At 71.6% G+C, this 14,813-nt stretch carries 12 protein-coding genes and 1 tRNA gene; 7 read left to right on the forward strand and 6 right to left on the reverse strand.

Annotation, left to right across the window (positions count from 1 at the left end; translation table 11 throughout):
- Positions 1-54: 54 nt before the first annotated feature.
- From BAY60_RS28940 to mfd, 3 genes are all read right to left on the reverse strand, one after another.
- Positions 55-1,011 (reverse strand): nucleoside triphosphate pyrophosphohydrolase, encoded by a 957-nt coding sequence (locus tag BAY60_RS28940; protein WP_112284504.1) that lies wholly within the window; start codon positions 1,009-1,011, stop codon positions 55-57.
- Positions 1,008-1,961, reverse strand: coding sequence for a SurA N-terminal domain-containing protein (locus BAY60_RS28945; protein ID WP_112284505.1), 954 nt, complete (start codon positions 1,959-1,961; stop codon positions 1,008-1,010). Before BAY60_RS28945 ends, BAY60_RS28940 begins: the two co-directional genes overlap by 4 nt.
- Positions 1,962-2,033: 72 nt before the next feature.
- The gene (gene mfd / locus BAY60_RS28950) at positions 2,034-5,597 is read right to left on the reverse strand and encodes a transcription-repair coupling factor (RefSeq protein WP_112284682.1); all 3,564 of its coding nucleotides are present in this window, start codon (positions 5,595-5,597) and stop codon (positions 2,034-2,036) included.
- 141 nt (positions 5,598-5,738) lie between these two features.
- Here mfd and BAY60_RS28955 point away from each other — a divergent pair, with 141 nt between their 5' ends.
- The 4 genes from BAY60_RS28955 (at position 5,739) to BAY60_RS28970 (ending at position 9,130) form a co-directional block, all read left to right on the forward strand.
- Positions 5,739-6,950, forward strand: coding sequence for a PQQ-dependent sugar dehydrogenase (locus BAY60_RS28955; protein WP_112284506.1), 1,212 nt, complete (start codon positions 5,739-5,741; stop codon positions 6,948-6,950).
- A gap of 56 nt (positions 6,951-7,006) precedes the next feature.
- On the forward strand, positions 7,007-7,573 hold the full coding sequence (locus tag BAY60_RS28960) for a hypothetical protein (RefSeq protein ID WP_112284507.1): 567 nt from the start codon (positions 7,007-7,009) through the stop codon (positions 7,571-7,573).
- An 85-nt stretch (positions 7,574-7,658) separates the two neighbouring features.
- Entirely contained in the window at positions 7,659-8,273 is a 615-nt protein-coding gene (locus BAY60_RS28965) for a protein disulfide oxidoreductase (RefSeq protein ID WP_112284508.1), read from the forward strand.
- 2 nt (positions 8,274-8,275) lie between these two features.
- The gene (locus BAY60_RS28970; protein WP_112284509.1) at positions 8,276-9,130 is read left to right on the forward strand and encodes a cytochrome c biogenesis CcdA family protein; all 855 of its coding nucleotides are present in this window, start codon (positions 8,276-8,278) and stop codon (positions 9,128-9,130) included.
- 35 nt (positions 9,131-9,165) lie between these two features.
- Here the strand turns inward: BAY60_RS28970 and BAY60_RS28975 are convergent, their stop codons facing one another.
- Positions 9,166-9,798 (reverse strand): TetR/AcrR family transcriptional regulator, encoded by a 633-nt coding sequence (locus BAY60_RS28975; protein ID WP_112284510.1) that lies wholly within the window; start codon positions 9,796-9,798, stop codon positions 9,166-9,168.
- 111 nt (positions 9,799-9,909) lie between these two features.
- Between BAY60_RS28975 and BAY60_RS28980 the strand changes: the two genes are divergently transcribed.
- Positions 9,910-11,061, forward strand: a complete 1,152-nt coding sequence (locus tag BAY60_RS28980; protein WP_112284511.1) for an FAD-dependent oxidoreductase — start codon at positions 9,910-9,912, stop codon at positions 11,059-11,061.
- Positions 11,062-11,074: 13 nt separating this feature from the next.
- Here the strand turns inward: BAY60_RS28980 and BAY60_RS28985 are convergent, their stop codons facing one another.
- Both BAY60_RS28985 and BAY60_RS28990 read right to left on the reverse strand, forming a co-directional pair.
- Positions 11,075-11,668: a TetR/AcrR family transcriptional regulator gene (locus BAY60_RS28985; protein ID WP_170160604.1), complete on the reverse strand. Its 594-nt coding sequence runs from the start codon at positions 11,666-11,668 to the stop codon at positions 11,075-11,077.
- A 104-nt stretch (positions 11,669-11,772) separates the two neighbouring features.
- Positions 11,773-12,735, reverse strand: a complete 963-nt coding sequence (locus tag BAY60_RS28990; protein WP_112284512.1) for an acyl-CoA desaturase — start codon at positions 12,733-12,735, stop codon at positions 11,773-11,775.
- 130 nt (positions 12,736-12,865) lie between these two features.
- Here BAY60_RS28990 and BAY60_RS28995 point away from each other — a divergent pair.
- A tRNA-Gln gene (locus BAY60_RS28995) sits at positions 12,866-12,937 on the forward strand.
- A gap of 121 nt (positions 12,938-13,058) precedes the next feature.
- A complete protein-coding gene (locus BAY60_RS29000) occupies positions 13,059-14,750 on the forward strand; it encodes a GGDEF domain-containing protein (RefSeq protein ID WP_112284513.1) in 1,692 nt (563 codons plus the stop codon).
- Positions 14,751-14,813: the final 63 nt, after the last annotated feature.

Raw genomic sequence — 14,813 nt, forward strand, 5'->3', positions numbered from 1 at the left:
GGTGAGCACGAGCCTGCCGACGTACGGGCGCGGCGTGGTGATCACCCGTTCAGGTTACGTGGGCCAGAAGCGGCGCCAGCCGTCGGCGTCGAGGGTCGCCGGTTCGAAGCCCGCCGCCCTCGCCGACCGTTCGGCGGTACGCACCTGCTCGGCGAACGCCTTGGCCACCGAGCGCAGCGCCCCTTCCGGATCGACCCCCGCCCTGCGGGCCGCCGCCGCGATGCGGAACAGCTTCTCGCCCTCGGTGTTGCCAGGAGGCAGGAGGTCGAACGGCACGCCCGACCGCCCGGTGCGCTGCCCGAGCTTGCCCGCCAGCGCCACCGCGGGCTGACCCATCGCGACACCGTCCATGATGGACTCGCGTTGCTTCTCCGCCTGCTTGAGCTCCTCCCACCGCACCTGCTGGTGCTCGGCGGTGTGCACGCGCTCGGCGTCGGTGAACACGTGCGGGTGCCTGCCGACGAGCTTGGTGACCAGGTCGTCGGCGACAGCGTCGATGTCGAACGGCTCGTCGGCGTGCTCGGCCGCCACACGCGCGTGGAACAACACCTGCAGCAGCACGTCACCGAGTTCCTCGCGCATCGCGGCGCGGTCGCCGCCCTCGATGGCGTCGAGCAGCTCGTAGGTCTCCTCCACGAGGTACTGCCGCAGCGACTCGTGGGTCTGGGCGGCGTCCCACGGGCACCCGCCCGGCGAGCGCAGCCGGTCCATCACCTCGGCCGCCCGCACGAGCGGCGGCACCGGCGCATCGACCACGGTGGCGCCCGCGGCGATCAGCGCGGCGGCGCCGGGCTCGGCGGGACTGGCGGCCACCAGCACCACGCCGCGCTGCCCGGTCAGCTCCTCCGGCGATGGGGCGGTCTTGACGTCCAGCGCCACGCGCGTGGCCTCCGGCACGTCCGTCGCCGCGTAGACCTGCTCGGCGCCGCGCAGCGCACGCCACGCCGCGGCAGGAAGCACCGCCGGTAGTGCGGGCGAGACGAGCACCACCGTGGCGGGAAACCAGGTCATGGCTGCACGGTACGGGACTGCAGCTGGTAGCCGGCCACCTCGTCCTCGCTCGCCACGACCGCCACGCTCGTGTCGTCCCACACGCCGTAGCGCGGGTTGATCTTGACGCCGAGCTCGTCGGCGATCGGCTGCAGCTGCCGGTACCCGGCCCAGTAGAGCGCCCGGGAGTCGAGCTGCTGCGCGCTGGACTGGCTCTGCGTCGCCGGGCTCAGCGACCGGTCCTTGATCAGCGCGACCAGCCACCCGGTCTGCTCCTGGCTGGGCTGGATCACCACGACGGAGCCCTCGGGCGCGCCGAACACGGCGCTGATGCCGAACTCGGGCTGGTTGCTCAGTGCGTCGGCGAGCGAGGTGCGCTCGTCGACCACCTTGTGGCCCGCCTCGCGGATCACGGCGGCGGCGTTGTCCGGGTCGTTGGCGATGGCGCGGCCGAGTTCACGTGCCTGGTCCTTGGCCGTCGAGCCGGGACTCTCCTTGACCACCGCGGCACCGACGTAGTGCACCGAGAGCCGGTCGGCGTAGCGCTGCCCGAGCTTGGGCAGCAGCACCTCGTCGGTGGCGACCTGCCGCACGCGCTCGGGCGCGATGCCGAGCTCGCGGGCGATGCCCTCGGTGCCGCCCGCGCTGCTGATCAGCTTGTCGACCTCGCTCCGGTCGGCGCTGAGCTTCTCCCGCTGCGCGGCCACGCTCAGCAGTTCGTGCACGACCCGGCTGCGGACCACCTCGCGGGCCCGCTCGGCGAACTTGCCCTGCTGCTTGGCCTGCTGTGCGGCGGGCGCGTTGTCCAGCAGCCACTGGACCTCCTGCTGCACGTCGCCGAGCGGGATCGTGCGATCGCCGACGAGGGCGGCGGCGTTGACCTGACTCGGCCCCGACCCGCAACCGGCGAGCACGAGTCCTGCGATCAGGGCGATGAGCAACGTAGCGGGGCGTCGGATGATCCGGGTCACAGCGCGTACCTTCTCATACTGGGCGACACCGATCGCAATGCCGTGGGGTCCAAGCGTGTGCCGGCAGGCACGTCAGACGGCGGCCGGTTGCCTCGTCAGCGACGTGATCAGCTTCGTGCACCACTCCAGCAGCGCCTCGTCGCGCAGCGGCGGCGCGCCGATCCGCCCGCCCGCCGGGCCTTCGGTCGGCTTCGGCACCGACACGGTGCTGGTCACCGCCTTGTACACCGCCTTCGGGTACAGCCGCTTGAGCCGCACCAGCTGCGAGTCGGCCAGCGGCAGCGGCGTGAGCCGGATCGTGTTGCCCTGCACGGTGACCTCCGTGACCCCGGCGTCGCGGCACACCTGCCGGAACGCCGCCACCTCCAGCAGCCGCCGCACCGGCGCGGGCGGCTGGCCGTAGCGGTCGACCAGCTCGTCCAGCACCGCGTCCAGGCCCGCCTTGTCCGGAGCCGCCGCGATCTTGCGGTAGGCCTCCAGCCGCAGCCGTTCGCCGGGCACGTAGTCGTGCGGGATGTGCGCGTCGACGGGCAGGTCCACCCTGACCTCGGTGGGCGTCTCGTCCTCGCCTGGCTCGCCGCCGCCCGCACCGGCCTGCCTGCGGAAGACGTCCACCGCCTCGCCGACGAGGCGCACGTACAGGTCGAAGCCGACCCCGGCGATGTGCCCGGACTGCTCGGCGCCGAGGATGTTGCCCGCGCCGCGGATCTCCAGGTCCTTCATCGCGACGGCCATGCCCGCGCCCAGCTCGGTGTTCTGGGCGATCGTGGCGAGCCGGTCGTGCGCGGTCTCGGTGAGTGGCGCCTCCGGCGGGTACAGGAAGTACGCGTAGCCGCGCTCGCGCCCGCGGCCCACGCGGCCGCGGAGCTGGTGCAGCTGCGCCAGGCCGAGGAGGTCGCCGCGCTCGACGATCAGCGTGTTGGCGTTGGAGATGTCCAGCCCGGTCTCGACGATCGTGGTGCACACCAGCACGTCGAACTCGCGCTGCCAGAAGCCCTGGATGATCTGCTCCAGCCGGTGCTCGTTCATCTGCCCGTGTGCGGTGACGATGCGCGCCTCGGGCACCAGCTCACGCAGCCGCCGCGCCGCCTTCTCGATGGAGGAGACGCGGTTGTGCACATAGAACACCTGGCCATCGCGCAGCAGCTCCCTGCGGATCGCGGCGGCGACCTGCTTGTCGTCGTAGGCGCCGACGTAGGTCAGGATCGGGTGCCGGTCCTCCGGCGGGGTCAGGATGGTCGACATCTCCCTGATCCCGGCCATGCTCATCTCCAGCGTGCGCGGGATGGGCGTCGCCGACATCGTCAGCACGTCCACGTGCGTGCGCAGCGCCTTGATGTGCTCCTTGTGCTCGACGCCGAAACGCTGCTCCTCGTCGACGATCACCAGGCCAAGGTCCTTGTACCGGATGCCGGTCTGCAGCAGCCGGTGCGTGCCGATGACGATGTCGACCTCACCGGCGGCGAGTCCGGCGATGGTCTGCTCCGCCTCCTGCGGGTCGGTGAACCGGGACAGGCCCTTGATGGTCACCGGGAACGACCGCATCCGCTCGGTGAATGTGTTGAGGTGCTGCTGGGCGAGCAGGGTGGTCGGCACCAGCACCACCACCTGCTTCCCGTCCTGCACAGCCTTGAACGCCGCCCGCACCGCGATCTCGGTCTTGCCGTAGCCGACGTCGCCGCAGATGACCCTGTCCATCGGCACGCCGCGCTGCATGTCGGCCTTGACCTCGTCGATGGCGCCGAGCTGATCGGCGGTCTCGACGAAAGGGAAGGCGTCCTCCAGCTCGCGCTGCCACGGCGTGTCCTCACCGAAGGCGTGCCCCGGCGCGGCCTGCCTCGCCGCGTAGAGCTGCACCAGCTCGGCGGCGATCTCCTTGACCGCCTTGCGTGCCTTGGCCTTGGTGTTCTTCCAGTCGGAGCCGCCGAGCTTGTTCAGCGTCGGCAGCTCGCCGCCCACATAGCGCGACACCTCGTCGAGCTGGTCGGTCGGCACGAACAGCCGGTCGCCGGGGTGGCCGCGCTTCGACGGCGCGTACTCCAGCACCAGGTACTCGCGGGTGGCGCCGCCGATCGTGCGCTGCACCATCTCCACGAACCGGCCGATGCCGTGCTGGTCGTGCACGACATAGTCACCGGACTTGAGGGCGATCGGGTCGACGGCGTTGCGGCGCCGGGAGGGCATCTTGGTGTTCAGGTCGCGTGTCGAACGGCCGGTGGTGGCACCGCGGCCCGTGATGTCGGCCTCGCTGAGCACCACCAGCGCCGACTGCGGCGCGACGAAGCCGTCCGCGAGGCCGCCGCAGGTCACCGTCACCACGCCGGTCTTCGGCGGGTCGGCAAGCCCGCCCTCCGACAGCGCCGTCGGCACCTCGGCGGCCGAAAGCTGTTCCACGGCACGCTTCGCGGTGCCCGCGCCCGCGACCACGACGACGGCCGCGCCGCCGGACGCGGTGTGCGCGCGCAGGTCGGTGCTCACCCGCTCCAGCTCCCCCCGGTAGGCGGGCGCGCCGTCGATGGCGACGTGGTAGGCGTCGTCCTCGCTGGTCAGCTGGCTCAGCGTCCACCAGGCGCGGCCGGTGTCGCTGGCGTGGGAACGCACCTCGGCGAGACCGCGGTAGGCCGACGCGCCGAGGTCGATCGGCGCCCGGCCTCCTTCGGCGGCACTCATCCAGGAGGCCTCGAGGAACTCCTGCCCGGTGCGCACGAGGTCGGCGGCGCGGGCGCGGATCTTCTCCGGGTCGGCGAGCAGCACGTGCGTGCCCTCGGGCATGGCGTCGGTGAGCAGTTCCAGCTCGCCCTCGCACAGCACGGGGATGAGCGCCTCCATGCCCTCCACGGGGATGCCGTCGGCGAGCTTGGTGAGCATCTCCGCCAGGTGCGCGTCGGAGGCGTGGGCCTCCGCGAGCTTGGCCGCCCTCGCCTTCACGTCGGCGGTGAGCAGCAGCTCCCTGCACGGCGGCGCCGTGACGGCGTCGATCTCGCCGGGCAGCGAGCGCTGGTCGGCCACCGCAAACGCGCGGATCTCGCTGACCTCGTCGCCCCAGAACTCGATCCGGTGCGGGTGCTCGTCGGTGGGCGCGAACACGTCGAGGATGCCGCCCCGCACGGCGAACTCGCCGCGCTTCTCCACCATGTCGACGCGGGCGTAGGCCAGCTCGACGAGCCGGTCGAGCACGCCCTCGAACTCGCTCTCCTCGCCGACTCGCAGCTCCACGGGGTCCAGCCCGCCCAGCCCTGGCGCCATCGGCTGGATGAGGCTGCGCACGGTGGCGACCACCACGCGCAGCCCGCCGTGGCCGGGTTGCGCCAGCCGGTGCAGCACGGCGAGCCGCTTGCCGACCGTGTCCGCCCTCGGCGACAGCCGCTCGTGCGGCAGCGTCTCCCACGACGGGAAGTCGGCCACCACGTCCTCACCGAGCAGGCTGCCGAGCGCCGTCGTCAGCTCCTCTGCCTCGCGTCCGGTGGCCGTCACGGCGAGCACGGGCCGGTCCGCGCCCTGCTCCGCCGCCAGTGCGGCGATCACGAGCGGCCTGGTGGCGGGCGCGCCGTCCAGGTCCAGCAGCGGCGCTCCCGCGCGGTCGACGACTCCCCGCAGCGCGGGATCAGGCAGGACCGCGGACAGCAGCCCGGCCAACAAGGCGTTGCTCACGGATACCCCTCACCTGAGGACAGACCCCTGCCTGGGACTCGAAGCTGCGCAGGGGCACTCCTCGTCCAGGGTACGCAGCCGCCGGGGCACACAGCGAAGCAACCCGGGACGCGGCAGACTCCCCCCATGCGCGCACGAAAGATCGGGATTGCCGGGTTCGCGGCCCTCGCTGTTCTCGCCACCGCCTGCGCCGGGCAGGACCCGCCGCCCGCACAACCCGAGTCCGAGTCACCCTCGCCGCGGTCGGACACCACGAACACCTCGCTGCAGGTGGAGGAGGTCGCGGGCGGCCTCGAGCACGGCTGGGACCTCGGGTTCCTGCCCGGCGGCGAGATCCTGGTGACCGAACGGCCCGCGCGGTTCCAGCTCATCGAGGACGGCACCGTCACCGAGGTCACCGCCGACCTCTCCGACGTGTACGTCACGGGCGAGGGCGGGCTGATGGGCCTGGTGATCCACCCCGACTTCGCGCAGTCCCGCGAGTTCACCACCTGCCAGACCCACCAGGAGGGCGGGCAGGCCGTGGACGTGCGGCTGGTGACGTGGCGCCTGGCGCAGGACAACCGCAGCGCCACCAAGGTGGAGGACCTGCTCACCGGGCTGCCGATCAACGAAAGCGGCAGGCACTCCGGCTGCCGCCCCACGATCGCCCCCGACGGCGCGCTGCTCGTGGGCACCGGAGACATCGCCGAGGACCCGGCGATCCCGCAGAACCGCCGCAGCCTCGGCGGCAAGGTGCTGCGCATCGACCTCGACACCGGCGAGGGCCTTCCGGACAACCCGTTCGCGTCCTCCCAGGACCCGAACGAGCGCCGCGTCTACACCTACGGCCACCGCAACGTGCAGGGCGTCGCGGTGCGGCCGGGAACGGACCAGGTGTTCACCACCGAGCACGGACCCACCGGCTTCGACGAGATGAACCGGATCCGGCCGGGCGGCAACTACGGCTGGGACCCGTCGCGGGGCGGCACCGTGGACTTCTACGACGAGGACGTGCCGATGACCGACCTGGAACGGTTCCCGGACGCCGTACGTCCACTGTGGACTTCCGGGGAGACGCTGACGGAGGCGCCGTCGGGCGCGGCCTTCCTGTCCGGCGAGCAGTGGGGTGCGCTCGACGGCAGGCTCGCCGTGGTGGCACTGCGCGGCCAGAAGGTGGTGCTGTTCGAACTCAACGAGGCGGGCACCGAGGTGGCGAGCATCGCGCGGCCCACGGAGCTCAACGACACCTACGGCCGGCTGCGGGGCGTGCGCACCGGCCCGGACGGCGCGCTCTACATCACCACGTCCGAGGGCTCCGACGACAAGTTGCTGCGCGTCACGCCTGCCGGTTCTTGACCCCGCCACCATCCCCGGTGACAATTTGGGCAAGTGTCCAAAACAAGGGGGATGCCGTGGCAGGGGGCAGGCCGAGCTGGCTGTTCGAGAGCGGGGCGAGCCCGCGCGAGAAGGGACTGGCGCACGCCGTCGCGCTGGCCGGGGTCGCCGCGCTGGCGCTCGCGGGCCGCGACCTCGGCTGGGCGTGGTGGCAGTGGCTCGTCGGTGTGGTGCTCGTCTACGACCTGGCCGGCGGTGTCGTGGCCAACGCGCTGGACAGCACGCAGCGCTTCTACCACTCCCCACTGCCGTTCGCGGGCAACGCGCTGCAGCGCTTCGTCCACCACCCGGTGGGGCTGACGGCGGCGCACGTGCAGCCGGTTGTCGCCGGGCTGGTGTTTCCCGGCGGCGCCTGGTGGTGGGGCCCGCTCTGGTACTGCTGGGCGCTCGCGGGCGCTGTCGTGGCGCACAGGGCGGACCCGCGGTGGCAGCGCCCGCTGGCGATGGCGGTGACCACCTGCGGCGTGCTGGCCGCGCCGCTGGTCGCCGCGCCGCCCGGCCTGGCATGGCTGCCCGCCGTGTTGCTGCTCAAGCTCGTGCTGGCCCACGGCGTCGTCCACCTCGGACAACGGGTGACGTCATAGGTCCGTAATCCTCCGGGGCGTCCCGTTCGGCGCCGTCGTGTCACAGGATGAGCGCATCGGCAACCAACCCAGGGGAGGTCACCACATGTCTTCGCGCGCCCGTTCGCTCGGTGTGCTGCTCGGCGCCGTCACGCTCGCGGCCACGGTCGCCGCCTGCGGCTCGCGGCAGCCGGACTCCGGCGCACCCGCGACGAGCGGCACGGCGCCCGCCTCGGCCACCTCGCAGGCGGAGACGTCTGCGCCGTCCTCGCCGGAGACATCCGGCTCGGCGTCCCGGCCCGCCCCGCCGGTGCCCGATGAGCTGCGGTTCAGCGCCACCACCCTCGACGGCAAGCCGTTCTCCGGCGAGAGCCTCGCGGGCAAGCCCGCCGTGCTGTGGTTCTGGGCGCCATGGTGCCCGAACTGCCGGGCCGAGGCGCCGTCGCTGGCGAGCACCGCGAAGGCGCACCAGGGCTCGGTGACGTTCGTCGGCGTCGCCTCCCAGGACGACGCGGGCCCCATGCGGGACTTCGTGCGCGACTACGGCGTCGGCGGGTTCCCGCACCTCAACGACAGCGGCGGCGAGCTGTGGCAGCGCTTCGGCGTCACCTACCAGCCCGCGTACGCGTTCGTCAGCGCCGACGGCACGGTCGAGGTCGTCAAGCAGCAGCTGCCCGAGGACGAGCTCGCCCGGCGGGTCGCCGAACTGGCCGGTGCCTGAGCGTGGACCTGGACACGCTCGGCTTCGCGCTGGCCGCGGGGATGGTCGCCTCCGTGAACCCCTGCGGCTTCGCGATGCTGCCCGCCTACCTGACGCTGGTGGTCGCCGGGGAGGGCGGGCACCAGCGCGGCAGGCCCGCGGCGCTGGGCCGGGCGCTGGCCGCCACGGCGGCGATGGCGCTCGGCTTCCTCACCGTGTTCGGCGCGTTCGGGCTGGTGATCTCGCCGCTGGCCTCCTCGGCGCAGCAGTACCTGCCCGCCGTGACGATCGTCGTCGGCGTGGCGATGGTCGGGCTCGGCGCCTGGATGCTGGCGGGCCGGGAGCTGACGCTGCTGGTGCCCAAGCCCACGCGCGGAGCCCCGACGGCGCGGCTCGGCTCCATGGTCGGATACGGATTCGCCTACGCGCTGGCGTCGCTGTCGTGCACCGTCGCGCCGTTCCTGGCGGTGACGAGCACGACCTTCCGCAGCGGGTCGGTGGTCGAGGGCATCGCAGCGTACCTGGCGTACGGAGCCGGGATGACCCTGGTGGTCGGAGTGCTCGCCGTCGCCGTGGCGCTGGCCAGCACGGCGGTGACGGGCGGCTTCCGCAGGCTGTTGCCGCACGTCAACCGCATCGGCGGTGCCCTGCTCGTGCTCGTCGGGCTCTACATCGGCTACTACGGGGTCTACGAACTGCGGCTCTTCCACGGCGGCGGCTCGGCGGCCGATCCGGTCGTGGACGCCGCCCGCACCGTGCAGTCCACGCTGGCGTCCTGGGTGGACACGATCGGCGCGGTGCCGCTGCTGGCGGCACTGGGCGTGCTGCTCGCGGCAGGTGTCACGCTGGCCAGAGTGCGCTCCCGCGCGCGCCGGTGACCACGCTCTGCGCTCTGCCGGCCTGACGAACGAGGTCAGGCGGGTTCGAGCCCGATCAGCCGGGCGAGGACGGCCGCCTGATCGGCGAAGTGCTCGACGAATTCGGGCGATCTGGGATCGGTACCGCAGACGCTTTCGATGACGTGCGGCAGTGTTGTGGTCGCCATGGTCGCGGCCATCAGCATGACGAGCAGGCAGGCCGGGTCCACCTCGGCGGGAAGCCGGCCGGATCTCTGGAGCGCACGCAGCTCGTCGACGCTGGTGCTGAGCAGCTGAGTCCGCGCGGCCCGATCGGGGTCGTCGTCCGGGCCGGTGTAGTCGAGGCCGCTCCAGGCGAACATGCGGACGCCCTCCGGGTCGCGCAACACTTCAAGGGCATAGCGGCGCAGCTGTTCAGGCATCGGCGTACCTGGCGGCGCCAGTTCGGCGCGGCGCTGTTGCCACTGCTGAGTCATGGCCTGATACAGACCTTTTTTGCCGTCGAAGTAATACGACACCAGCTGCTGATTGACCCCCGCCCTGGCGGCGATGGCCCGGACCCGGGCTCCCGCGTAGCCGTGCGCGCCGAACTCGGCCGCCGCCGCATCGAGGATCCGCTGCCGGGTGCGTTCGGGGTCGCGTTGCCGCTCCTGCGGCTTGGGCGACCTGCGAGGGCTCGACGATGGCACGCAACCAGTATACATCTGCTTGACAAAGCTACTCATACAGATGTTTGATAAAGGCATTCACATGCTTGATACGGCTGGGCGATCGAGTCGCCCCCAGGAGAGGGACATGCCATGCCAGAACGACCACGGATCATCATCGCCGGCGCAGGCATCGGCGGGTTGGCGCTCGCACAGGCGCTCCGCCACGGCGGTGTCGACGTCGCCGTGTACGAGCGGGACCCCACGCCGAGCACGCGCAACCAGGGCTACCGAATCCACATCGACCCCCACGGCAACGCCGCGCTGCGGCGCTGCCTGCCCGCCCATGTCCTCGACCGGATCCGCAGCACCAGCGGAGTCAACGGCGATCTTGTCGCCACCTACACCTCCCAGCTGGACCGGGTGATGGCCCAGACGTTCCCGGGAGTCAGCACCGACGAGATGACCCACGTCGACCGCGACACGCTCCGGCAGGGGCTGCTCACCGGCCTTGCCGAGACGGTCTGCTTCGCCAGGACACTGACCGGATACCAGATCACCGATTCGGGCCGCGTCCGCGTGGAGTTCGCAGAAGGCGGCCACGACGAGGGGGACCTTCTCGTGGGAGCGGACGGAGCCGGTTCGGCGGTACGCAGGCAACTGCTCCCGCACGTCAGGACTCGCGATCTGGGACTGCGGTGCATCTACGGGCGAATGCCGATCGACGACACGACCGACCCGCTGATCCCGGACGACTTCAACCGCGGCTTCTGCTGGGTCGCCGACGAGAAGGGATACGGCGCCGGGTTCGCGACAGTGCGGTTCCGTTCTCGGCCCGAAGGCGTGTCGGACTACCTGATGACCACGTTCGTCGCGCCGTCCCAGCGGCTCGGCACGCCCGACGAGACGCTGTTCGCTCTTCCGCCACGGGATCTGCAGCGGATCGCGGTGGAGGCCACGGCGGACTGGCATCCGGCCGTCCGGGCGCTGTTCGACCATGCCGACGCCGAATCGTTCTTTCCGATCGCCATCCGGGCCGGCGACCGCGTCGACGCGTGGAGTTCCGGTCCGGTCACGCTGCTGGGCGATGCCATCCACACGATGCCACCGACCGGAGGCGTCGGCGCCAACACCGCCCTGCAGGATGCCGCGACGCTGTCCGGGGAACTGCTGTCGGCGGTGCGCGGCAACCAATCGTGCGCCACCGCGGTCGCCGCGTACGAGTCGGTGATGCTCCCGCGTGGTCTCGCCGCCATCGAGGGCTCACTCCGGATGGCCGGGCAGATGTTCGCCAAGGCCACCTGAAACCGTCGGCTCCTCAGTTCAGCCGCAGTTTCGGCTTGTGCTCCAGGTGGGAGAGGCCGTTCCAGGCGAGATTCACCAGGTGGGCGGCCACCTCGTCACGCTTGGGCTTGCGCGCGTCGAGCCACCACTGCCCGGTGAGCGCGACCATGCCGACCAGCGCCTGCGCGTAGAGCGCCGCGAGCTTGTCGTCGTAGCCGCGCGAGGAGAACTGCTGGGCCAGGATGTGCTCCACCTGGCTGGCGATGTCGTTGAGCAGCGTGGAGAACGTGCCGGTGGAGCTGGCGACCGGCGAGTCGCGCACGAGGATGCGGAAGCCGTCGTGCGAGTCCTCGACATAGCTGAGCAGCGCGATCGCCGCCTGCTCCAGCATCGCGCGCGGATGCCCACCGTGCAAAGTGGACACCATGCGGTCGAGCAGCGCCTGGGTCTCCCTGTCCACGACGACGGCGTAGATGCCCTCCTTGCCGCCGAAATGCTCGTAGACCACGGGCTTCGACACGTTGGCCCGGTGAGCGATCTCCTCGATCGAGGCGCCGTCGAAGCCCTTCTCCGCGAACAGGGCGCGCGCCACGCTGAGCAGTTGCTGTCTGCGTTCGGTTCCGGTCATGCGCACGCGCGCCACCGGGGCGTTCTCCTGCGCCCCGGTGGCGGCGTCACGTCGTGCCCGCCGTCGAGCTGCCACCGGGCAACTGTATTACCCGGCGCGGGCGGCTACCCGGTGTGGACCGCCAGCTTCTCGAGCCGGGTCGGGGTCGGCCAGCGCACGTTGTGTGCCCAGCCGAGCTTCTCGAACAGCCAGATCACGCGGGCGGAGATGTCGATCTGGCCGCGCCGCACGCCGTGCCGCGCCGACGTCGGGTCGGCGTGGTGCAGGTTGTGCCAGGACTCGCCGAAGGACATGATCGCCAGCGGCCAGAAGTTGGCCGAGCGGTCACGGGCGGTGAACGGCCGCTCCCCGATCATGTGGCAGATGGAGTTGACCGACCAGGTCACGTGGTGCAGCACGCAGACGCGCACCAGCCCGGCCCAGAAGAACGCGGTCACCGCGCCCCACAGCGACCAGGTGACGAGGCCGCCGATGAGCGCGGGCAGCACCAGCGAGAGCAGCGTCCACAGCCAGAACAGCTGGTCCACCCTGCTCAGCGCCTTGTCCTTGAGCAGGTCGGGAGCGAACCGCTCCGCGTTGCTCTTGTCCCGCTCGAACAGCCAGCCCATGTGGGCGTGCCAGAAGCCCTTGGCGATGGCCAGCGGCGAGGTGCCGAACAGCCACGGCGAATGCGGGTCGCCCTCACGGTCGGAGAAGGCGTGGTGCCGACGGTGGTCGGCAACCCACGTGATCAGCGGACCCTGCACGGCCAGGCTGCCCGCGATGGCCATCGCCACGCGCAGCCACCGCTTGGCCTTGAACGAGCCGTGCGTGAAGTGGCGGTGGTAGGCCACGGTGATGCCCAGGCCGGAGATGGCATAGAAGACCACGAACAACGTGACGTCCACCCAGGTGAGTCCCCAGCCCCAGGCGAAGGGAACGGCCGCGACGAGCGCGGCCAGCGGCGCGATGACGCCGAAGTACACCGAGGCCTGGACGCCTGCGCCGCGCTTGCCGTCGAGGATCGGCTTGGGTCCTTTGGCGGCGGGAGCTGTGTGTTCTTCGGAGTCTTCGAGGGTCGCCGTCATGCACTTCACTTCTTTCCACGAACGGACCTAGCAAGGGTCGCCTTACCTACGATGCCGTAAGTTACGGTACAGCAGGGTTTGCCCCCGCACGAGTACCCAATCTGGAACTGGCTATCCTGACCAGGCGCGATCCGCCGTAGTGTAATTGGCAGCACTTCAGATTTTGGTTCTGACAGTCCAGGTTCGAGTCCTGGCGGCGGAGCGTTTCGTGACCGGGCGGACCAGGCGAAACAGCGGCCCGGACGCGCCGACTAGGGGGTGTGAGGCGGCTGCACGGCGAGGGTCTTGACGCGGAAGACTCCCGGCGCCCGGCGTTGGGCGACATGTCCGACGCCTGGCTGCTCGGGCGTGCGCGCGAGCTCATCGCCGCGGTGCAGCGCGCCGACCATGCCGAGCAACTCCGCGTCATCGCCACCCTCGACGGCCTGCTGGAGGAGACCCAGCGGCGAGGCGAGCCGGTGCTCGTCGCCCAGATGCTGCGCGCAACGGCCCTGGCCAGGCTCGTCACCCGCGGCCTCGCCGAGGAGGCCGAGCAGCTGCTCGACGAGATGCTCGCCCACACCAAGCGCCACGGCCTGGCGCTGCTGCGGGCCGACGCGCACGCCCTGCGCGGCAGGCGGCTCGTGCTCGGCCTGCAGGAGGACGCGGCGCTCACCGAGATCGCCAGGGCGCTGGCCATCCTCGACGACGCGCCGAGCCCCGGCGTGCCACTGGGCCGCAGGGCCTCGGACCGGCTGCTGTCCTCGGCGCTCAACGACTGCTGGATCGTGCTCAACCAGCTGGGCGTGTACGAGGCGGCCGAGGAGGTCATCGCCCGCGCCCACCAGGCCATCCGGGACAGCGCGGGGCCGCACGAGATCACCCTGCAGCTGATGAACCGGGTCAAGATGCTGCTCGGCTGGGGGCTGCGGCTGGAACGCATCGGCCGCCACGACGAGGCCAGGGAGAAGTTCCGCACGGCCGCGTCCATGGCCATCGCCGTCGAGGCGCCATTCGCGGAGTCGCTGTTTCCCAGGGAGGCGGGTGTGCCCGCCGTCGACCAGGTCGGGGTGCTCGCCGCGTCACTCGCCTTCGCCGCGCCGAGCACCGCCCACGTCGACCGGCTGCGCAGCCTGCACGGCGCGCAGGGCTATCCGCACGAGAACATCCTGGTCTCCATCGCGCTGGCCCGCTGCCTGGAGACCGAGGGCCGCGTCGACGAGGCGCTGGAGGTGCTGTTCACCGTCCGCAACACCCAGGCCGAGGACAACTCGCAGCCGTCGATGCGGCTCAACCTCGTCCGCGAGCTGGCCCGGCTCAGCGACGACGGTACCGGCGAGAGCGGCAGGCACTCGCTGCTCGCCGAGTACGCCGAGACGCTGGAGGACGAGCTGTGGTCGCTGCGCGAGTCGCAGATCGCCACGCTCAACACGCGCCGGGAGCACGAGCGGCTGTCCGCCGAGCACGGCGCGATCACCCAGCAGGCACTGCAGGACCCGCTCACCGGGCTGCCCAACCGGCGCGCGCTCGACGAGCGGCTGCGCACACTGGCCGCCTCGACGCTGGCCCAGCCGCTCGCGGTGGCGCTGGTGGACCTCGACGGCTTCAAGGACGTCAACGACCAGCACTCCCATGCCGAGGGCGACGACGTGCTGCGGGTCGTGGCCAGCACGCTCCGGGACGCGCTGCGCGGCGACGACATCGTGGCCCGCTACGGCGGCGACGAGTTCATCGTGCTGCTGCCCGGGGCCCCGCTGTCGGCGGCGACCCAGGCGCTGAACCGCTCGGTGAAGGCGGTGGCGTCGCTGCCGCACCACCTCTCACACGGCGTGACACTGTCCGTGGGCCTGGTCTCCCTGCGCCCGCAGGAGCGCGCCGAGGAGGTGCTCTCCCGCGCCGACGCGGCGATGTACCAGGCGAAGCGCAGGGGCGGCAACCAGATCGCGACCTCACCGGCCTCGGCGGCCGACGGGGTGGACGCCGACGAGCAGGCACCGGTAACCGACCCCACGCCGGACGCCGCGAGCCACCCGTAGGATCGTGGCCCGGACAGCGCCCGGCGCGCGGTGCGAGCCGCCCGTCCGGCTGCGCGCCAGAAC

Source organism: Prauserella muralis (assembly GCF_003202285.1).
Classification (GTDB): domain Bacteria; phylum Actinomycetota; class Actinomycetes; order Mycobacteriales; family Pseudonocardiaceae; genus Prauserella_B; species Prauserella_B muralis.